The sequence below is a fragment of the Hamadaea sp. genome (assembly GCF_013362815.1).
Classification (GTDB): Bacteria; Actinomycetota; Actinomycetes; order Mycobacteriales; family Micromonosporaceae; genus Hamadaea.
On sequence record NZ_JABFVK010000080.1, the window covers coordinates 1 to 20,087 of the forward strand.

General features: G+C 68.6%; 17 protein-coding genes and 1 pseudogene. 11 read left to right on the forward strand and 7 right to left on the reverse strand.

Going from position 1 to position 20,087, the window contains the following annotated elements; genetic code table 11:
* Positions 1-357: 357 nt before the first annotated feature.
* Positions 358-1,053, reverse strand: coding sequence for a TIGR03089 family protein (locus HOV77_RS29430; protein WP_290867899.1), 696 nt, complete (start codon positions 1,051-1,053; stop codon positions 358-360).
* Positions 1,054-1,235: 182 nt separating this feature from the next.
* Here HOV77_RS29430 and HOV77_RS29435 point away from each other — a divergent pair, with 182 nt between their 5' ends.
* The 3 genes from HOV77_RS29435 to HOV77_RS29445 all read left to right on the forward strand — a co-directional run bounded on the left by HOV77_RS29435 (position 1,236) and on the right by HOV77_RS29445 (position 4,783).
* Positions 1,236-2,345, forward strand: a complete 1,110-nt coding sequence (locus HOV77_RS29435) for a glycosyltransferase family 1 protein (RefSeq protein WP_290867950.1) — start codon at positions 1,236-1,238, stop codon at positions 2,343-2,345.
* 177 nt (positions 2,346-2,522) lie between these two features.
* Positions 2,523-3,632 (forward strand): mannose-1-phosphate guanylyltransferase, encoded by a 1,110-nt coding sequence (locus tag HOV77_RS29440; RefSeq protein ID WP_290867902.1) that lies wholly within the window; start codon positions 2,523-2,525, stop codon positions 3,630-3,632.
* Positions 3,633-3,820: 188 nt separating this feature from the next.
* A complete protein-coding gene (locus HOV77_RS29445; RefSeq protein ID WP_290867905.1) occupies positions 3,821-4,783 on the forward strand; it encodes a DUF5937 family protein in 963 nt (320 codons plus the stop codon).
* A gap of 121 nt (positions 4,784-4,904) precedes the next feature.
* Here the strand turns inward: HOV77_RS29445 and HOV77_RS29450 are convergent.
* Positions 4,905-5,642, reverse strand: a pseudogene (locus HOV77_RS29450) (coenzyme F420-0:L-glutamate ligase); the annotation flags it as partial.
* The gene (gene cofD / locus HOV77_RS29455; protein ID WP_290867907.1) at positions 5,639-6,649 is read right to left on the reverse strand and encodes a 2-phospho-L-lactate transferase; all 1,011 of its coding nucleotides are present in this window, start codon (positions 6,647-6,649) and stop codon (positions 5,639-5,641) included. The gene cofD and the pseudogene HOV77_RS29450, both read right to left, overlap by 4 nt.
* A 65-nt stretch (positions 6,650-6,714) precedes the next feature.
* Here cofD and HOV77_RS29460 point away from each other — a divergent pair, with 65 nt between their 5' ends.
* Together HOV77_RS29460 and HOV77_RS29465 are read left to right on the forward strand one after the other, a co-directional pair.
* Positions 6,715-9,240 (forward strand): bifunctional FO biosynthesis protein CofGH, encoded by a 2,526-nt coding sequence (locus tag HOV77_RS29460; protein WP_290867953.1) that lies wholly within the window; start codon positions 6,715-6,717, stop codon positions 9,238-9,240.
* A 292-nt stretch (positions 9,241-9,532) separates the two neighbouring features.
* Positions 9,533-9,790: a WhiB family transcriptional regulator gene (locus HOV77_RS29465; protein ID WP_253760159.1), complete on the forward strand. Its 258-nt coding sequence runs from the start codon at positions 9,533-9,535 to the stop codon at positions 9,788-9,790.
* A 91-nt stretch (positions 9,791-9,881) separates the two neighbouring features.
* Here HOV77_RS29465 and HOV77_RS29470 read toward each other — a convergent pair whose 3' ends face one another.
* Positions 9,882-10,241 carry a DUF3499 domain-containing protein gene (locus HOV77_RS29470; protein ID WP_290867911.1) on the reverse strand — a complete coding sequence of 120 codons (360 nt, stop codon included), beginning with the start codon at positions 10,239-10,241 and terminating at the stop codon, positions 9,882-9,884.
* Between the two features lie 207 nt (positions 10,242-10,448).
* On the opposite strand from HOV77_RS29470, the gene HOV77_RS29475 reads away from it, so the two are divergent.
* Complete coding sequence (locus HOV77_RS29475) at positions 10,449-10,796, forward strand: metallopeptidase family protein (protein ID WP_290867956.1); 348 nt, start codon at positions 10,449-10,451, stop codon at positions 10,794-10,796.
* 158 nt (positions 10,797-10,954) lie between these two features.
* Here HOV77_RS29475 and HOV77_RS29480 read toward each other — a convergent pair whose 3' ends face one another.
* The 3 genes from HOV77_RS29480 to HOV77_RS29490 all read right to left on the reverse strand — a co-directional run bounded on the left by HOV77_RS29480 (position 10,955) and on the right by HOV77_RS29490 (position 14,249).
* Entirely contained in the window at positions 10,955-12,244 is a 1,290-nt protein-coding gene (locus HOV77_RS29480) for an FAD-dependent oxidoreductase (protein WP_290867914.1), read from the reverse strand.
* On the reverse strand, positions 12,229-13,578 hold the full coding sequence (locus HOV77_RS29485) for an aspartate aminotransferase family protein (RefSeq protein ID WP_290867917.1): 1,350 nt from the start codon (positions 13,576-13,578) through the stop codon (positions 12,229-12,231). The genes HOV77_RS29480 and HOV77_RS29485 overlap by 16 nt, the downstream gene beginning before the upstream one ends.
* 194 nt (positions 13,579-13,772) lie before the next feature.
* Positions 13,773-14,249 (reverse strand): Lrp/AsnC family transcriptional regulator, encoded by a 477-nt coding sequence (locus HOV77_RS29490; protein ID WP_290867920.1) that lies wholly within the window; start codon positions 14,247-14,249, stop codon positions 13,773-13,775.
* Positions 14,250-14,460: 211 nt separating this feature from the next.
* Between HOV77_RS29490 and HOV77_RS29495 the strand changes: the two genes are divergently transcribed.
* The 5 genes from HOV77_RS29495 to HOV77_RS29515 are packed head-to-tail and all read left to right on the forward strand — an operon-like array spanning position 14,461 to position 20,083.
* Positions 14,461-15,879, forward strand: coding sequence for a gamma-aminobutyraldehyde dehydrogenase (locus tag HOV77_RS29495; RefSeq protein ID WP_290867923.1), 1,419 nt, complete (start codon positions 14,461-14,463; stop codon positions 15,877-15,879).
* A 38-nt stretch (positions 15,880-15,917) separates the two neighbouring features.
* A complete protein-coding gene (locus tag HOV77_RS29500; RefSeq protein ID WP_290867926.1) occupies positions 15,918-17,162 on the forward strand; it encodes a spermidine/putrescine ABC transporter substrate-binding protein in 1,245 nt (414 codons plus the stop codon).
* Between the two features lie 6 nt (positions 17,163-17,168).
* Entirely contained in the window at positions 17,169-18,332 is a 1,164-nt protein-coding gene (locus tag HOV77_RS29505) for an ABC transporter ATP-binding protein (RefSeq protein ID WP_290867929.1), read from the forward strand.
* Complete coding sequence (locus HOV77_RS29510) at positions 18,329-19,255, forward strand: ABC transporter permease (protein ID WP_290867932.1); 927 nt, start codon at positions 18,329-18,331, stop codon at positions 19,253-19,255. Before HOV77_RS29505 ends, HOV77_RS29510 begins: the two co-directional genes overlap by 4 nt.
* Positions 19,256-20,083 (forward strand): ABC transporter permease, encoded by an 828-nt coding sequence (locus HOV77_RS29515; protein WP_290867935.1) that lies wholly within the window; start codon positions 19,256-19,258, stop codon positions 20,081-20,083.
* The last annotated feature ends 4 nt before the right edge of the window (positions 20,084-20,087 follow it).

A 20,087-nucleotide genomic window follows, 5' to 3' on the forward strand; every position in this document is an offset into this window, starting at 1 on the left:
TCATCGCCGTATCCGGGGATAACGCGGCTTTGCCGCCCAACTAAGCCGCGTTATCCCGGGATCCCGCGCCGCGGTCAAGGTCGAGTGCCCGTGGTCAGCTCCCGAAGCCCGATTTTCCAGATCAAGTGCCCGTGGTCAGCGCAGAATCAGCCCCTGAGCGCTGGCCTAGGGAACTCGATCGCCGAAAGTGCGCCAGGATCGCAACTCACGGGCACTCGACCTTGAAGCGGCCGGCCATTGGAAGCAGGGCGCGCCTGATGAATCGATCATCGACGGAGGGGAACGATCAGGGGCTCGCGGACGCGACACGCCGGCCGAGGGTGCCCGATAGTTCATGATCGCGCGGAAGAGGCGGGGTCAACGGGGCGGGAGGACGGCGCGTTCCACGGCCGCCCGAGCGTCCAGAGTGGATGGCGGAGTGTGCGCGGAGAGTACGAGGGTGCACCCGGCGACGAGCGGAGCGACGAGCCAGTCGACGACGTCGGAGTGGTCGTCCACGGTCAGCAGGACGCGGGTGCCGGGGGTCAGCCCCATCGCGGCGGCACGATCGGACGCGAATGAGACGAGTGAGTCGTGAGTGAACGCCCCGAGGGCGAGATCCGTTCCGGTCGGCAGGGGACCGCGGTAGTGATCGCCGTGGACGCGCGCCGACGAAACCCAGTCCTGTACGCCGGGGGCCAAGTCGCGTACGGGCAACGCGAAGGGGTGCAGTCCGACGGCGAAGACGTCTGCAGCGTCGGCGGAAGACGAGGTCGGGCCGATGAAGGCGACATCAACCGCTTCCGCAGCGGTGGCGACGGACAGCCCGGCGGTCCACGCGCTCAAGTAGAGCGAAGCGGTCTGCCAATGCGGGGGCAAGTCGATCGCCGCGATCGAGCCGGGACCGAGGCCGCAGCCGTCGACCAGCAAGTTCGCGGTTTTGGCGACCCAGTTGGCGAGCGTCGCCCCGGAAAGTTCGGTCCGTTCGCCGGTGGCGTCGTCGTACCAGGTGAGCAGGGGGCGCGCCGGATCGGCGGAAACGGCTGCCAGGAAGGCGGAGGACACGGTCGGCACACGGTCACGCTAACTCACGCGCTTGAGTCAGGTGTCGCGTCGCGGACCCTCATGTGTCGGCGTCCGGGCGTAAGGTAGAAACGACATCTGTGATGCGGCGCACAGCAGTTTCAGCGATAGGCACAGCGATCACCCGAGACCGTGATGACCGCGCCGCCGGCGAAGGAGTGACAGTGGCCCGCGTGCTCGTCGACGCCACCAGCGTTCCAGCCGACCGAGGCGGCGTTGGGCGCTATCTGGACGGTCTGCTCGGCGCCCTCGTCGACACCGAGGGCATCAGCGTCGTCGCCCAGCGGACCGACGTGGAGCGGTATCAACGGATGATGCCGAGGGCGGAGGTGGTCGCCGCGCCGGCGGCGGTGGCGCATCGCCCGGCCCGGCTGGCCTGGGAACAGACCGGACTGCCGCTGCTGGCTCAGCAATTGGCCGCCGATGTGCTGCACTCGCCGTTCTACACCTGCCCGTTGCGGGCGACCTGCCCGGTCACGGTGACGGTGCACGACGCGACCTTCTTCACCGAACCCGAGCACTACGACGCCGCGAAGCGGACCTTCTTCCGCAGCGCGATCAAGACGTCGCTGCGCCGGGCCGCCCGGGTCATCGTGCCGAGCAAGGCGACCCGGGACGAGCTGATCCGGTTGCTCGACGCCGATCCCACCCGCATCGACGTGGCGTACCACGGGGTCGACCCGGAGGCGTTCCACGCGCCGTCGGAGTCGGAGAAGGCTCGCGTACGCGCCCGGCTGGGGCTGGGGGCCGGCGACTATCTCGCCTTCCTCGGTGCGAAGGAGCCCCGGAAGAACGTCCCGAACTTGATCCGGGGTTGGGTGCTGGCGGTGAAGGAGTTGCCGAACCCGCCCGTGTTGGTGATCGCCGGAGGTTCCGGGCACGATGAGGAGATCGACCGCGCCGTCGCCGAGGTGCCCGCTCACCTGCGACTGCTTCGCCCCGGTTATCTCCGGTACGCCGACCTGCCCGGTTTCCTAGGCGGGGCGCTGCTCGCGGCGTACCCGAGTCATGGTGAGGGCTTCGGTCTGCCGGTGCTGGAGGCGATGGCCTGCGGCACTCCGGTGCTGACCACGCCGCGGTTGTCGTTGCCGGAGGTCGGCGGCGACGCGGTGGCGTACACCGGCGAGGATCCGGAGCGGATCGCGAAGGATCTTCTCGCGTTGCTGGAGGATCAGGCTCGCCGGGTTACCCTTGCGCAGGCCGGTCTGGCCCGGGCGAAGGAGTTCACCTGGGCGGCGAGTGCCGAGGCGCACTTGGCGGCCTGGGCCCGGGCTGCGAGATAGGGCAAAACCGCGTAAATTTGGCTCCCGACGCGAATGCCGCCTGCTGCCGAGTATTTCCCAGCGGTGTGGCGTACGCGCTGGTGGAGAGTGGCCGTTTGGCGCTGCCCGCCGTGAGGGAAAGATAACTGCCCGGGAGGTAGCCGCATGGCGGATGGTCGGACCACGGACAATGGCGCGATGTTGCATGCCGTCATCCCCGCCGGGGGCAGTGGAACTCGGTTGTGGCCGCTGTCGCGGTCGGCGAATCCCAAGTTCCTCCATCCGCTGACCGGGACGTCGGCGACGTTGTTGCAGGCCACGGTCGCTCGCCTCGCGCCCTTGTCGCCACCGGCCGACACTCTCGTCGTCACCGGCGCGGCCCACGCGACATCGGTCGCCCGCCAGCTTCCGGACGTGCCCGACGCCAACATCCTCGTCGAGCCGTCACCGCGCGACTCGTGCGCGGCGATCGGGCTGGCCGCCGCCGTGATCCAGCTCCGCGCGCCCGGCGCGGTGATGGGTTCGTTCGCCGCCGACCATCTGGTACGCGATGAGCAGCTGTTCACCGAGGTCGTGCGGCAGGCAGTGGCCGGGGCCGAGCAGGGTCTCCTGATGACGGTGGGCATCCAGCCGACGCATCCGGAGACCGGATACGGCTACCTGCACTGCGGCGAGGTCGTGGCCGGGCCGGTCCGCCGGGTGGTCGAGTTCAAGGAGAAGCCGTCCCTGGAGGTTGCGGAGGAATACGTCGCCTCCGGCCGCTACTTCTGGAACGCGAGCATGTTCGTCTGGCGTACCGACGTGTTCCTGGCGGAGTTGAGCCGGCAGCAGCCGCAGTTGCACGCGGGCCTCACCAAGATCGCCGCAGCCTGGGACACCGATGACCGCGAGCGGGTGCTGACCGAGATCTGGCCGGAGCTCCCGAAGATCTCCGTGGATTACGCGGTGATGGAGGGCGCGGCGGCGCAGGGCCTGGTCGGCACGGTGCCGGGCGACTTCGGCTGGCATGATGTCGGCGATTTCCACACCCTGTGCGAGGTGCTGCCCGCCGATCGCAACGGCAACGTGATCCTGGGCGTACGCAGCGAGCCCGATGACGACGTCGCGGTCAAGGAGGGCGTGATCCTGCACGACGTGGCGGACAGCCTGATCATCCCGAGCAGCGGCCGGATCGTCGCCGCGCTGGGCGTACGGGACATGATCATCGTCGACACCCCCGACGCCGTCCTCGTCTGTCCCCGGGACCGGGCGCAGGAGGTCAAGAAGCTAGTGGACTCGCTCAAGGAGCGGGGCTCCGAGGTCGTCTGACCGAACGCGAAAGGCAGGTGCACGAGCGAGCGGTGTTCCCCCGAATCACCGTTCGCACGTACCCTGCCGTCCCGACATCCTGCCGTAAGGCTTCCTGTCAGATCACCGTCTTTCACTCCTGGCCGAAAGACCCTGCTCGCGTGGGTGGGTAGAGTCGTCCTGCAACACCCCCGGCCGGTTGGTGGAAGATGCTGCGGATCCACTTCACCGGCGCCGACCTCGCGCGTACGCGGCTGGCCTCGGCGCCTGACCCGATGTGGGAGCTCAGCCTGAGCATCCACGTCCTGCGGTCACGCCGTCCGGACCTCACTCTGGGTGACTGGCGCAAGTCCGTCAGTGATCGGCTCGTCAAGGGCGGGCCGGATCGGTCCGAGGTGGATCTGCTGCTGGAGCTGAATCCGCCGCTCGGCTACTTCCCCGACTTCCTCACCCCGGCCGAAGGCCGGACCGGCTTCTCCGCCGGTGTCGACGCGGTCATGCGTACGCCGCAGCGACTGGTCAGGCGCGACCTCGATCTGCTGGCTCGGCACGGCCGGCTGTCGTCGGGCGCGACTGACCTGGTCCGCTCGCCCGGGATGGCCGGATTGCAGCGGTCGCTCCTGCGGTACCAGGAAGTCGCCCTCAAGCCCATCTGGTCCCGCGTACGCACAGCGGTCGAGTCCGACCTCGTCCAGCGACGGCGGCTCCTCGCGCACGAGGGGGTCGACGGCCTCCTCGCCGCGTTGAGCCCGACCGCCCGGTGGACCGGCGAGGCGATCGAGATCGACACCTACCCCGACCGGGAGCTGCACCTCAACGGGCGCGGGCTGACCTTGATCCCGGCCTTCTTCAAGGCGCCCGGCCGGCCGATCACCCTCGTCGACGAGGACATGCCGCCGGTGCTCGTCTATCCGATCGACCGGACCGGTGGCCAGCTCGGCCGCCCGAAGGCGTTGAGCGACCTCCTCGGGCGTACGCGAGCCGCAGTGCTCGAGGCGATCGAGCACGGCTCGACGACGGGCGAGGTCGCGAAGAAGCTGGGCGTCTCACCCGCCTCGGCCAGTCAGCACCTCACCGTACTGCGCGATTCCGGCCTGGTGATGAGCGTCCGGGAGGGCAACCGCGTCCGGCATCTGCCGACCGTGCTCGGCCGGACCCTCCTCGACTCCTGAGCCACCGTCCCTTTGTTCGCGCTGGATCAGGGTTCCGGGTCGAATCTTGACCCAAGGTTCGACCGAGAACCCTGATCCAGCGCGGAAGGCGGCGCCGTCAGAGGGCCCGGCCGAGCTCGATTGCCTCGGCGGTGCCGAGCGAGAAGAGGTCGTTGGCCGCGTCCCGGACCAGCGTCGGCACCACCGGCGCGCTGTCGGGCGCGGTCGCGGTCAGGTAACCCCGGATCACTGCCACGGGAACCTGGTCGATCTTGCCCTTGACCAGCTCGGCGGCGGCGGCCAGCTCGTCCACCACGGCCATCTGGGTGATGTGCAGCTCGTTGCCGTGCGGGTCGGTCTCGCCCCGGTGATCACGCAGCGGTTCGATGCCGGCCGAGCCCAGGGCGACGTCGGTGAGGCCGTTACGCCACGGCCGGCCCATCGTGTCGGAGATGACGACGGCGACGTCCAGTCCTCGTTCCAGAAAGTCCGACCGCAGCGAGCGGGCCGACGCGTCCGGGTCCTTGGGTAGCAGCACGAGCTGCGAGCGCTCCACATTGGAGGCGTCGATCCCGGCGCTGGCCATCACGAAACCGTGATGCGTCTGCACTATCCGGGTATGCCCCCGGGTGGCGACGACTCGGGCGGTCTGCGATTGCAGCGCCTGCTCCCGGGCGGCTTCCCGGTCGGGACCTTGGGTCGGGACGGGGACGAGAGCGCCTTCGGCCTTCGACACGATCTTGCTCGTGACGACCAGCACGTCGTTGTCCCGCAACCACGGAGCGGCCTGCATGATCAGGGCGGCGACGTCGTCGCCGGGGCGTACCTCGGGAATGCCGCGGATCGGGAGAACGCTGAATCCGTCGTCGGGCTGAGTCACGCGACACCTCCGGCGGTCAGCGCGGCGCGAACCATGGCGGCGGTCGCGTCCTCGTCGGTCATCCAAAGCGGAGCCGATCGGACCGTCACGCCGGGCACGACGATCCCGGCGTCGCTGGTGTCGACCAGCCAGGCGTCTAGGATGCCGCCCGATCCCCGGGCCCCGTACGCCGAGCCGACCGCCTGCGCCGTGCAGTCGACCCCGATCGCGGCCAGGCACTTGTCGGCCATGCCCCGGACGGGTGCCCCGGCGATGATCGGCGAGACGCCGACGACCGGGCCCCGGCTGGCCAGCAGCGCCGAGCGTACGCCGGGGATGGCGAGCACGGGCGCGACCGAGACGACCGGATTGGACGGCGCGATCAAGACGATGTCGGTGTCGGTGAGCGCCTCGACCACTCCGGGCGCGGGTGCGGCCTGCTCCGAGCCCACGAAGACGAACTTCTTCGCCGGGATGTCGCCCCGGAAGCGGACCCACCATTCCTGGAAGTGCATGGCGTACTCGCCGCCTTCGAGCGCGGCGGTGGCCGACTCCGAGGTCACCAGGCCCTGGTCGGCGGCGTCGGCGGCCGAGATCACGACATGCGTCTCCACCTTGTCGTCGGTTGCCGGGATCATCCGTACGCCGGGCTGCCAGCGACGATTGAGCGCCTCGGTGACCTGCGACAACGGGTAGCCCGCCGTGAGCATGACGCTCCGGGTCAGGTGCGTGGCGATGTCGCGGTCGCCGAGCCCGAACCACTCCGGGCCCAGTCCGTACGCCGCGAGCTCCTCCTTGACCGTCCAGGTCTCCTTGGCCCGGCCCCAGCCCCGTTCGGTGTCGTTGCCCCCGCCGAGGGTGTACATCACCGAGTCGAGATCGGGACAGATTCGCAGGCCGTGCAGGGTCACGTCGTCGCCTACGTTGACGATCGCGGTCACTTCGCCGCCTACTGCCCGGGCGTACGCCCGGACACCCTGCAGGAAGCGAGCTCCGCCGATGCCACCGGCGATCACCGTCATGCGCATGAAGCCATCCTCTCTCACAGCCGCGCGACGACCAGCACGGGTGCCGAGTGTCCAACGGCAGTAGGCTGCCCCTCGTGGCGCAATCTTCAGGAGGATCCTCAGGCATACGTCGCGCGCTCCACCGGGCGCGCGAGGGGAGGCAGCTCGATCGCACCGAGGCCGAGGTCCTGCTGAGCGCCCGCGAGGAGGACTTGGCCGCCCTGCTGGCCGTCGCCGGGGGCGTACGCGACGCCGGACTGGCCGAGGCCGGCCGGCCGGGTGTGGTGACCTTCTCGAAGAAGGTGTTCATCCCGCTGACCCGGCTCTGCCGTGATCGTTGCCACTACTGCACCTTCGCGACTGTGCCGCATCGGCTGCCGAGCGCGTTCCTCGAGCGCGAAGAGGTGCTGGAGATCGCTCGGAAAGGCGCTGAGCAGGGTTGCAAGGAAGCGCTGTTCACGTTGGGCGACCGCCCCGAGGATCGCTGGGAAGCGGCTCGGGACTGGCTGCACGAGCGCGGTTATGACTCCACACTGGACTACGTACGCGCGTCGGCGATCGCGGTGCTGGAGGAGACCGGACTGCTGCCGCATCTCAACCCGGGCGTACTGAGCTGGGCCGATCTGCAACGGCTCAAACCGGTCGCGCCGAGCATGGGGATGATGCTGGAGACGACGGCGACGCGGCTGTGGTCCGAGCCCGGCGGTCCCCACTACGGCTCACCCGACAAGGAACCGGCGGTCCGGCTGCGTGTCCTGGAGGACGCCGGCCGGGTGGGCGTACCGTTCACCACGGGCATTCTCGTCGGAATCGGGGAAACCCTCGCCGAACGCGTCGACGCGATCTTCGCCATGCGCCGCGTCGCCCGCGAGTACGGCCACATCCAGGAGATCATCGTCCAGAACTTCCGGGCCAAGCCGGACACCGCGATGCGATCCGCGCCGGACGCCGAGATGCTCGACCTCGCCGCCACCATCGCCGTCACGCGCCTGGTCTGCGGTCCGAAGATCCGCCTCCAGGCCCCGCCCAACCTCGTCGAGGAGGCCGGCGACTTCGAGCTGCTGCTCCGCGCCGGCATCGACGACTGGGGCGGCGTCTCGCCGGTCACCGCCGACCACGTCAACCCGGAACGCCCCTGGCCGCTCATCGACACGCTGGCGCGGCACACGGCCGCGGCGGGCTTCCGGCTCCGCGAGCGCTTGACCATTTATCCCTGGTACGCACAACGAGGCTTGGCCGGCGAACCGTGGCTGGATCCGCGCCTGCAGGGTCACGTGGCCGCGTTGGCCGATCCCGAAACGGGGCTCGCGATCGAACAAGCGCGCCCGATCGGGCGGCCGTGGCAGGAGCCCGAGGAAGTCTTCTCAGCCGGCCGGACCGACCTGTACGCCGCAGTCGACGGTGCGGGGCGCACCGGTGACCGCCGGTCCGATTTCGACGACGTGTACGGCGACTGGGAGCTACTGCGCAGCGATATCCCAGCAGTGCCACTGCTTTCGGCGTACCCGCAGATGGCAGCGGGACTGAAGCGGGCCGCGAGCGACCCGGCGAGTCTGCTGGACCCCCGCCACGAGAGCGAGGCGCTGGCCTTGTTCGCGGCGGAGGGCGAGCCGCTCGATGAGCTGGCGGCGATCGCGGACCGGTGGCGGCGCGAAGCCGTCGGTGACGACGTGACCTATGTGGTCAACCGGAACATCAATTTCTCCAATGTCTGCTACGTCGGCTGTCGATTCTGCGCCTTCGCTCAACGGGAACGCGACGCGGACGCCTACCGGCTCAGCGTGGACGAGGTGGCCGACCGGGCGGCCGAGGCGGTGCAGCTGGGCGCGACGGAAGTCTGTCTGCAAGGGGGAATCGACCCCAAACTTCCGGTCGAGATCTACCCGAACCTGATTCGCGCGATCAAGGAACGGGTACCGGCGCTGCATGTCCACGCCTTCTCCCCGATGGAGATCGTCACCGGCGCCGCCAAGGCCGGCGTCTCCGTCCACGACTGGCTTTCGCGGTTGCGCGAGGCCGGCCTCGACACCATTCCGGGCACCGCCGCCGAGATCCTCGACGACGAGGTGCGCTGGGTGCTGACCAAGGGCAAGCTGCCCGCCGCCGCCTGGATCGACGTCGTCTCCACCGCGCACCGGCTGGGCATCCGCAGCTCGGCCACGATGATGTTCGGGCACGTCGACCACCCTGGACACTGGCTCGGCCATTTCCGGGTGCTGGCGGGGATTCAGGATGACACAGGCGGGTTCACGGAGTTCGTGGCGCTGCCGTTCGTCCACACCAACGCGCCGATCTACCTGGCCGGCATCGCCCGGGCGGGGGCGTCGTGGCGGGAGAACCGGGCGGTGCACGCGATGGCGCGGATTCTGTTGCACGGCCGCATTCCCAACATCCAGTGCTCCTGGGTGAAACTCGGCGACGAGGGGACGGTGGCGATGCTTCAGGGCGGCTGCAACGACCTGGGCGGAACCCTCATGGAGGAGACCATCTCGCGGATGGCCGGCTCGGAACACGGCTCTGCGCGTACAGTCGGGCAACTGCACGCCATCGCGGCAGCGGCTGGACGTCCCGCCCGTCAGCGGAACACGACCTATTCGTTGACTCCTATGTAAGGTGCGCCAGTTTGCGCCGCCAGATCAGAATTTCTTGGTACGACACGCCGAGAGGGCGTAACCAATCGGGTCGGCGAACCGATAGGGCAGTGGCGGGGTGCCCCGGTACGAACGGCCCTGAACGAGCCGTTGTCCTTGACGATGCCGACGCGAACTGCGTGTAATTCTCAGGGGTTGTTCTGGGGCGACCACCAGACCACGGGTTCCAGTTCGTGGTACGAGTGGATCACCGCAACAGGGCAAGAGGGGGGATGCGCCGGCCGGTCCGGCGCAGGTGAAGGAGGCTGGTGCGATGGACGGCCGTCCCGTCGTCGCCGATCTGCTCGGCAACGCGCCGGAGTGGCAGGAGCGTGCACTGTGCTCGCAGACCGATCCGGAGGCTTTCTTCCCGGAGAAGGGCGGGTCGACGCGCGAGGCGAAGAGGATCTGCTCACGCTGTGAGGTCAAGTCGGAGTGCCTGGAGTACGCGCTAGGGCACGACGAGCGGTTCGGCATCTGGGGTGGACTGTCCGAACGCGAGCGTCGCAAGCTCAAGCGCCGCGCTGCCTGACCAGGGCGCTCGCCGATCGGCGGGCGCCCTCTTCGTTGATCATGAACCTAGGGTCCGTATCGGCGGCGTGTCGCGCCCCGTTTGGTCCTGATCAACTCGGTGGAGGGACCGAGCGGAGATGGCCCCGGCGGCCTGGGGTAGGGGGTAGGGGAGTGCCGTCTTCGGCGATGCGCTGCGGCGGCCGGGCCGCCTCGCGTACCGCCTCGGCCAGGGCGACCAGGTCATCGGTGGTGGGCGGCGGGGCCTCGAACTCGCCATCGTGCCGGACGAGCTGCCAGCCCCGGGGGGCGGTCAGATTCCGCGCGTGCGTCTCACAGAGGTCGTACGTGTGCGGTTCCGGATTTATCGCAAGAGGCCCGACAACTGCCGTAGAGTCCGAATAGACATAGGTCAGCGTCGCAACTGCCTGTCTGGGGCATCCGTTGCGAGAACAGCGTCGCGGTGACCTCACGGCCGCTGACGTTAGCGCTTCTCGCACTCCGTCATGGCCCCGACACGCGGAGAACGCTGTGGGTGAACTCGCTCTCGGTCGGCCGACCGGTCAAGCTAGGGTAGCTGCGTGACCGATCCTCGCCATCCCCGCGCCCGCCGCTCGCGAGCGCGACGAGATCGGCACGGCCGTGGCCTGCGGGGCCGACTGGTCCCGGCCAGCGTGCCGATGTCCCGGACGAAGGCGGAGATCTTCGACGACCTGGTCCTCGACACGGTCGAGGGTCTCGAGCGCCGATACGCCCAAGAGCTGGCCGGTGTCGAGTTCGCCGTCGAAGACGTCCCGCCGGACCTCAACGTCTACGACTCCGACGTGCTCGAAGACGGTTCCGTGCCGCTGGCGCGGCTCTTGCCCGGCCGGCCCGGGCGGCACGGCGTACCGCCCCGGATCGTGGTCTATAGACGTCCGCTGGAGTTCCGTTCCGGCGATCGGGACGACCTCGCCGACCTGGTCCGCGACGTCGTGATCGAGCAGGTCGCGAACCTGCTGGGCATGTCGCCCGACGACATCCAGTAGCGCGCCCTCGCGGCACCCCCGGCGTGCAAGGTGGGCGAAGCGGTGCCAGTTATGGCTCCACCTTGATCAAGTGAGCTGAAAACGTCGTGGGCGGCCTCCGGGAACGTTTTCGGCTCACTTGATCTGCTGGCCGCGTCGATCAACGGGGAGGGGTGGGGTCAGTGGGGGGCGAGGCGGGCGAAGAGGGCGGCTCGGCGAGACGGGCGGCCGGTCCGGGCCTCCTCGGCGTCGGCGGCGCTCATCAATCGCAGTCCGGCGTTCACGCCCAGCCAGCGCAGCGGTTCCGGTTCCCAGCGCCGCGATCGGTGCCCGACCCAGGGCAGGTCCAGCAGCGGCGAGGTCGCGCCGGTGATCAGGGCGGTGAGCGTACGCCCGGCGAGGTTGGACAGGCCGACGCCGTCGCCCACGTAACCCCCAGCGTGGTAGACGCCCCGGGTGACGCCGACGGAGGCGTGCCAGTCGCGGGCGATGCCGAGCGGGCCGCCCCAGGCGTACTCGATCGGGACGTCGCCCAGGATCGGGAAGAGTTCGCCCAACGTCTCGCGGAGCATGGCGAACACCCGGCCGTCCCGGTCGAACGACGACCGGATCGCCGAGCCGAAGTGGTAGGGCGCGCCGCGTCCGCCGAAGACGAGCCGGTCGTCGGCGGTGCGCTGGCCGTAGACGATCAGATGCCGATGCTCGGAGAACGTCTCCCGCTCGCGCAAGCCGATCGCGTCCCAGATCGAAGCCGGCAACACCGGGGTAGCCACCATCAGCGAGTACACCGGCGCGACCGTGCGACGGTGCCCCGGTAGCCGTGAGGTGTACGCCTCCGTTGCGCGTACCACTGAATTCGCGCGGATCGTGCCATGCGCGGTAAGCACGCGATCGGCGTGGATCCGGACGGCGGGCGTGTGCTCGTAGATCGTGACGCCGCGCCGCTCCACGGCCGCCGCCAGCCCGCGGACCAGACGCAACGGGTGAATCGCGGCGCAATGCGGTGTGTAGGTCGCGCCCAGCAGACCGGCCGCGTTGCACCGGGCTCGGGCTTGCTCGGCGTCCAGCCATTGGTCGCCCGCCGCGCGTTGGGCTTGCACCGGGGTACGCGCGAAGACGATCGTGCCACCCTTGGCGAAGTCGCAGTCGATGCCTTCGAGCTGGACCACCCGGCCGACCTCGTCGACGGTCGCCTCCATCGCGGTCTGCATGCTCGGCGCGGACATCGGCAGCAGTGCCGAGCACCAGCCGCCGTTGCGTCCGCTCGCCCCGAAGCCGACGTGTTCCGCCTCGACGACCGCGATCCGCATCGAGGGCGCGGCGAGGCTGAGGTAGTACGCGGTCCAGAGCCCGGTGTAGCCGGCCCCGACGACGGCGACGTCGACTTCCAAGTCGCCCGGAAGAGAGGGGCGGTCCGTGACCGGACCGCCCGTCGCCTGCCAGTAGGACCGGCTCACAGCAGCTTCCACGCCTCGGTCAGCACCTCGCGCAGGATCTGCTCCATCTCGTCGAACTGCTGCTGCTCGGCGATCAGCGGCGGCGACAGCTGCACCACGGGGTCGCCGCGGTCGTCGGCCCGGCAGTAGAGCCCGGCGTCGAACAGCGCGTGCGACAGGTAGCCGCGCAGAATGCGCTCGGACTCGGCGTCGGTGAAGGTCTCCCGGGTCGTCTTGTCCTTGACCAGCTCGATGCCGAAGAAGAACCCGTCGCCGCGGACGTCGCCCACGATGGGCAGGTCGTGCAGCTTGCCGAGGGTGGCGCGGAAGGCGTCGCTGGTCTTCGCCACATGACCCACGAGGTCCTCGCGCTCGAAGATGTCCAAATTGGTCAGTGCGACCGCGCAGCTGACCGGGTGCCCGCCGAACGTGATGCCGTGGGCGAACATCTGCTTCTCACCGAGGAACGGCTCGATCAGCCGATCGGAGGCGATCATCGCGCCGAGCGGGGAGTAGCCACTCGTCAGGCCTTTGGCCGTGGTGATGATGTCGGGCTGGTAGCCGTACCGCTGAGCGCCGAAGTAGGTGCCCAATCGGCCCCAGGCGCAGATGACCTCGTCGGAGACCAGCAGTACGCCGTAGCGGTCGCAGATCTCGCGTACGCGCTGGAAGTAGCCGACCGGCGGGGGCAGGCAACCACCCGCGTTCTGCACCGGCTCCAGGAACACCGCGCAGACCGTCTCCGGCCCCTCCCGCAGGATCGCGCGCTCGATCTCGTCGGCCGCCCACAGCCCGAACGCGGCCTCGTCGTCCTTGCAGAACTCGGGCGCGCGGTAGAAGTTGGCGTTGGGAACCTTGATCCCACCCGGCACCAGCGGCTCGAAGTCCACTTTGAACGGCGGTACGCCGGTGATGCTCAACGCGCCCATCGAGGTCCCGTGGTACGCGACGTAGCGGCTGACCACCTTGTGCCGCATCGGCTCGCCGACGCGCTTGAAGTACGCCCGGGCCAGTTTCCAGGCGCTCTCCACCGCCTCGGAACCGCCGGTGGTGAAGAAGACGCGGTTCAGGTCGCCCGGGGTCAGGCCGGCGATCCGGTCGGCCAGCTCGACCGCCTTGGGATGCGCGTACGACCACAGGGGGAAGTAGGCCAGCTCGCTCGCCTGCTTGGCGGCGGCGTCGGCGAGCTCCTGCCGGCCGTGCCCGGCGTTGACGACGAACAGGCCCGCCAATCCGTCGAGGTAACGCTTGCCGTTCGCGTCCCAGACGTAGCAGCCGTCGCCACGGACGATGGTCGGCACGTCGGTCTCGGCGTACGCGCCCATCCGGGTGAAGTGCATCCAAAGGTGGTCAGTCGGGTTTCCCATGCGACGGTTATCGCACAGGTCACCGGGGTTTGGCAACCAGAATCGTCGTGATATCTCGCTCTCGCGACGAAATCCGCAACCGCTTGGGTCTAGGTGCTGGATCAGGGTTCTCGGTCGAATCTTGGGGCAAGATTCGACCGAGAACCCTGATCCAGCGCGGAGCGAGAGCGCCCAAGCGAAGGCGAAGGAACAGCTCAGGCGCCCCAGGAGTAGGTCTGCTTGCGCAACTTGAGGTATACGAAGATCTCGGCGCTGTTGACTCCGTCGACGCCGCGTACCTGTTGCATGATCCCCAGCAGGTGTTCGTCACTGCTGGCCACGACTTCCAGGAGGATGTCGAACGAGCCGCCCGTGATCACCACGTAGTCCACCTCGTCGATGGCGGCGATCTGATCGGCGATCGCCTCCAGGTTCCCGCTCGTCTTGACGCCGACCATGGCCTGGCGGCCCAACCCCAGTTGCAGCGGGTCGGTCACGGCGACGATCTGCATGACGCCCGCGTCGATGAGGCGCTGGACGCGCTGGCGGACGGCCGCCTCGGAGAGGCCGACCGCGCGGCCGATCGTCGCGTACGCGCGGCGGCCGTCTTCCTGAAGTTGGGCGATGATCTGCTTCGCCACGTCGTCGAGCAGCGCATGCTGGGCGTTGTCGAGGTGCTGCCGTGACGCCATCGATCCTCCTGTGAAGCGTCGGGCCGTGTCACGGTTCGTGTTCTCCGTGTCACGCCAAGCGGTCGCTGTAACGAAACCGCAATCTTGAACGAAGATTCTCGCGTAATCCGTTGTCTAAGTCGACAACAACAACGGAATCACTTGTGAACTGCGCCACGTCATGCCAGTATCAGGCGCACACGATACCGTCGGCGCTGCTGGGAGGCGGTCCATGGGCTTTCAGGTCGTCAATCCGGCCGACGGTTCCGTCGTCAGTGAATACGAACTCGCCGGTCCGGCGGAGGTGGATGCGGCGGTGGCCCGAGCCCGGTCGGCGTACGCGGACTGGTCGCGCACGACTCCAGCCGAGCGCTCGGGCGCGCTGACCCGGCTGGCCGGGATCCTGACCGAGCGGGCCGACGAGTTCGCCCGGGTCGAGGTCAGCCAGACTGGCAAGCCGATCCGCCTCGCCACGGAGTTCGACGTCCCCGGCACGATCGACAACACGGCGTTCTTCGCCGGGGCCGCCCGCCACCTGGAGGGCAAGGCCGCCGCGGAGTACTCCGCCGACCACACGAGCCTGATCCGGCGCGAGCCGATCGGCGTCGTGGGCTCGATCGCGCCGTGGAACTATCCGCTGCAGATGGCGGCCTGGAAGATTCTGCCGGCCATCGCGGCGGGCAACACGATCGTCCTCAAGCCGGCCGAGATCACCCCGCTCACGAGCTTCCTGTTCGAGCAGGCGGCGGTGGACGCGGGCATTCCGGCCGGCGTGGTGAACGTGGTGGCCGGGCGAGGTCCGGTCGCCGGGACGGCCTTGATCGAACATCCCGACGTCGACATGGTCAGCTTCACCGGGTCGACCGCGGTCGGCCGGCAGATCGGGGCGACGGCGGCGGGCGCGGTGAAACGCGTACACCTCGAACTCGGGGGCAAGGCGCCGTTCGTCGTGTTCGCCGACGCCGACCTCGAGGCGGCCGCCCAAGGAGCCGTCGCCGCTTCGTTGATCAACACCGGTCAGGACTGCACCGCGGCGACTCGGGCGTACGTGGCTCGACCGCTCTTCGGGGCGTTCGTCGACCGCGTCGCCGAACTGATGGCCGGCGTACGCCTCGGCGACCCGACGGATCCGCAGACCGACCTCGGCCCGCTGGTGTCGTTCGCCCAGCGCGATCGGGTCGCCGGTTTCGTGGAACGTGCCCTGGAAACCGGGGCGAAGGCGGTGACCGGTGGGAGCGCGCTTGCCACAAAAGGGGCGTATTACCAGCCGACTCTGATCATCGACGCAGCTCAGGACAGTGAGATCGTCCAGGACGAGGTCTTCGGGCCCGTGCTGACGGTCCTGCCGTTCGACACCGACGACGAGGCGCTCGCCTTGGCCAACGACACCCCTTACGGCCTGGCGGCGAGCGTCTGGACCCGTGACGTGCACCGCGCGTTGCGCGGCTCCCGGGAACTCCGGGCCGGGTGCGTCTGGGTGAACGACCACATCCCCATCATCAGCGAGATGCCGCACGGCGGCTTCCGGCGCTCCGGCTTCGGCAAAGACATGTCGGCGTACGCCTTCGAGGAGTACACGCAGGTCAAGCACGTGATGCTGGACTTGACCGGGGTTGCCGCCAAGCCCTGGCATCGCACTATATTTTCCTAGCCCAGCCACCCCCGGCCCCGAAGACAAGGACCCCTCAGATGCGCTCGTCTTCTCGCAAGCCTCTCTCCCCGGAGGCGAAAGCGCTGCTCGACGTCATGCCGACCCGGCGCGGCCTGCTGCGCGGCGTGGCCGCCGGCGGTGCGCTGGCGCTGACCGGTGGCGCCCTGGCCGCCTGCGGTGCCAAGGGTAAGAACCCGACCGCCGCGACGAGCAGCGCCGCCAAGGTCTGCGCGACGCCCGACGTCTCCGCCTCCGAGCGCAAGCTCGTCTTCTCGAACTGGGTCGAGTACATGGACACCGACGAGAAGAATGCGAAGAAGCACCCGACGCTGGACGGCTTCAAGGCCAAGACCGGCATCGAGGTGACCTATCGCGAGGACATCAACGACAACGACGAGTTCTACGGCAAGATCCGTACGCAGCTGACCGAGTGTCAGGCGATCGAGCCAGACGTCGTGGTCTTCACCGACTGGATGGCGGCGAAGCTGATCAAGGCCAACCAGGTCGCGAAGTTCGAGCCGACGAAGGTGGCGAACTTCCAGAAGAACCTGGCTCCTTCGCTCAAGGCGCGGGCCTTCGACCCGGAGATGGTGTACGCCGCCCCGTGGCAGTCCGGCTTCACCGGCATCGGCTACAACGCCAAGATCGTCAAGACCCCGGTCAAGAGCATCGACGAGCTGCTGACCCGGGCCGACCTCAAGGGCAAGGTCTCGGTGATGACCGAGCTCAACGACACGATGGGCCTGATCCTGCTCTCGCTCGGCAAAGACCCGGCCAACTTCACGGCGGCCGACTACGACGCGGCGATCGACAAGCTGAAGAAGGCGGTCGACTCCGGCCAGATCCGCCGGGTCGCGGGCAACGACTACCTGACCGACCTGGCCAAGGGCGACGTCGGAGCCTGCATCGGCTGGTCCGGTGACGTGATCGCGACCGGCGCGGACGACGAGAACGTCAAGTACGTCATCCCCGAGGAGGGGCAGATGTACTGGTCGGACAACATGCTGATCCCGATCACCTCGACGCACGCGTCCAACGCTATGGCGCTCATCGACTACTACTACGACCCCAAGGTGGCCGCGGAGCTGGCCGCGTGGGTCAACTACATCTGCCCCGTGGCCGGTGCCAAGGAGGCGATGAAGGACATCGACCCCGAGCTGGTCGAGGACAGCTTCATCTTCCCGACCGACGCCGAGCTGTCGAAGGCGCACGCGTTCATGACGCTGGCCGACGACGTCCGCAAGGACTACGAGCGCAAGTTCCGCGCCGTGATCGGGGCCTGAGGTCCCATGTCAGTCGCCCCCACCCCGGTCGCGGCCTCGGCCGCCGCGACCGGCGCTCCCGCCACCGGCGGCCTCACCCTCACCGGGGTGACGAAGCGGTTCGGCGCGTTCGTCGCGGTCGACGACCTCAGCCTGCACATCCCGGAGGGCTCGTTCTTCGCCCTCCTCGGCGCGTCCGGCTGCGGGAAGACCACCACCCTCCGGATGGTCGCCGGGCTGGAGGAGCCGACCACCGGCGCCATCACCCTGGGGGGCGCCGACATCACCCGGATGCGGCCCTACCAGCGTCCGGTCAACACGGTCTTCCAGTCCTATGCGCTCTTCCCGCACATGACGGTCGAGCAGAACGTCGCGTTCGGGCTCCAGCAACGCAAGGTCAAGCGGGCCGAGATCAAGCCGGCCGTGCAGGCGATGCTCGACCTGGTCCAGCTCGCCGACTACGGCCACCGTCGGCCCGCCCAGCTTTCGGGCGGCCAGCAGCAGCGGGTCGCCCTCGCCCGCGCGCTGGTGAACCACCCGCAGGTGCTGCTGCTCGACGAGCCGCTCGGCGCGCTCGACCTCAAGCTGCGCCGCCAGATGCAGATCGAGCTCAAGCGGATCCAGACCGAGGTCGGGCTCACCTTCGTCCACGTCACGCACGACCAGGAGGAGGCCATGACGATGGCCGACACCGTGGCCGTGATGAACGCCGGGCGGATCGAGCAGCTCGGCCCGCCTACCGAGATCTACGAGTTCCCGGCCAGCGCCTTCGTCGCCAACTTCCTCGGCCAGTCGAACCTGCTGACCGCGCAGGCGCAAGGTCCGTCGGGCGCCGATGTCGCGGTGGAGGCGTACGGCTCGCGGTTCGCGGTTCCCGCGGCCCGGTCGCGGATCACCTCTGGTCCCGCTCATCTAGGGGTACGCCCAGAGAAGCTGCACGTCACTACCGAAGTAGTCCCTGAGGGTCACAACGCGGTGCCCGGCGTCATCACCGACTCCTCGTACGTCGGAGTTTCGACGCAGTACCTCGTGCGCGCACCGTGGGGCGACGAGCTGGCCGTCTTCGCGCCGAACTCGGGGACGGGCGGCCCGCTGCACCCGGGCACCGAGGTCACCGTGCACTGGCATCCGGCCCACTCGTTCCTGCTGTCGGCCGAGTCCGGTGCCGAGACCGCCGCGGAGCCGGTGTGAGCGCCGTCGTCACCACTCCGGCGGGGACGGCGGGCGGGGACACCTACGAGCCGCCGCCCGAGCCGGTAGCCGGTGCGAAGCGCCGGTGGTGGGTGCCGTATGTCCAGCTCTTCCCGGGCGGCCTCTGGCTGGTCATCTTCTTCGCTCTCCCGGTGGCGCTGCTCGCTCAGTCGACCCTGTGGGATCCGGCGGGCAGCCTGGAGAACGGCTACGAGCTGACCTGGCGGTGGCAGAACTTCAGCGACGGGATCAGCACCTACTCCGACCAGTTCCTCCGGTCGCTCGGGTACGCCCTCGTCGCCACGATCCTGTGCCTGATCATCGGCTATCCGTTGGCGTACGCGATCGCGCTGAAAGCGGGCCGCTGGCGGAATCTGATGCTCATCGGCGTCATCGCCCCGTTCTTCACGAGCTTCCTCGTGCGTACGCTCGCCTGGAAGACGATCCTGTCCGACCACGGCTGGGTCATGGACGTGCTGCGGATGACGCCGTTCTTCGGGCCGGACGACCGGCTGCTGGCCACCCCGGCCGCGGTCATCGCCGGGCTGACCTACAACTTCGTCCCGTTCATGGTCCTGCCCCTGTACGCCTCCCTCGGCAAACTCGATCCCCGGCTCCTCGAAGCGGCCGGCGACCTGTACGCCCACCCGATCAAGTCGTTCTTCCGGGTGACCCTGCCGTTGTCGATGCCCGGTGTCGTCGGCGGAACGCTGATGACGTTCATCCCGGCGGCCGGTGACTACATCAACGCCGAGCTGCTGGGCAGTCCGGCCACCACGATGATCGGCAACGTCATCCAGTCGCAGTACCTCCGGGTCGGTGACATCCCGGTCGCGGCGGCGCTGTCGTTCACCTTGATGGCAGGCATCCTGATCCTGGTTGCGATCTACGTCGCGGTCTCCGGCACGGACGAGGTGGTCTAGATGCGCCGCGTCACCCGCTGGATTGCCGACCACTGGATCATGGGCGTGGGGCTCGTCGTGCTCGCGTACATGGCGTTGCCGATCGCCGTCATCGCGCTGCTCAGCTTCAACAAGCCCGACTCGAACAAGACGACCTACCTGCTCGACGACTCGGGCGTCCATTGGACCTTGGACAACTGGACGAACATCTGTAGTGGCGCCGACGACATGTGCGGCTCGCTCTGGGTCAGTCTCCAAGTCGGATTCATCGCCACCGTGATCGCCACGATCCTCGGTACGCTCATCGCGTTCGCCCTGGTCCGGCACCGGTTCTTCGGCCGCTCCGCGATGAATGTGCTGATCTTCCTGCCGATGGCGACCCCCGAGATCGTGATGGGCTCGTCCTTGCTGACCTTGTTCGTCTCCGGGCAGGTCGGCCTCGGATTCGGTACGATCGTCATCGCACATGTGATGTTCTGTATCTCGTTCGTGGTGGTGACGGTGAAGGCGCGGCTGGCGGGGCTCGACCCCCGGCTTCAGGAGGCGGCGATGGACCTCTATGCCACGCCGTTCGCCACCTTCCGCCGGGTCACGCTGCCCCTGGTCATGCCGGGCATCGTCAGCGCCGCCCTGCTGAGCTTCTCGCTCTCGTTCGACGACTACATCATCACGACGTTCAACAGCGGCGGCGTACGCACTTTCCCGCTGTTCGTCTGGGGCGCCAACCAGCGTGGCATTCCGCCGCAGGTCAACGCGATCGCGACGGGCATGTTCGTGATCGCCTTCGTCATCGTCGCCGTCGGGCAGCTGCGCAACGCCCGCCGCTCGCGGCGCGCCGCCACTTCCTAAGCCT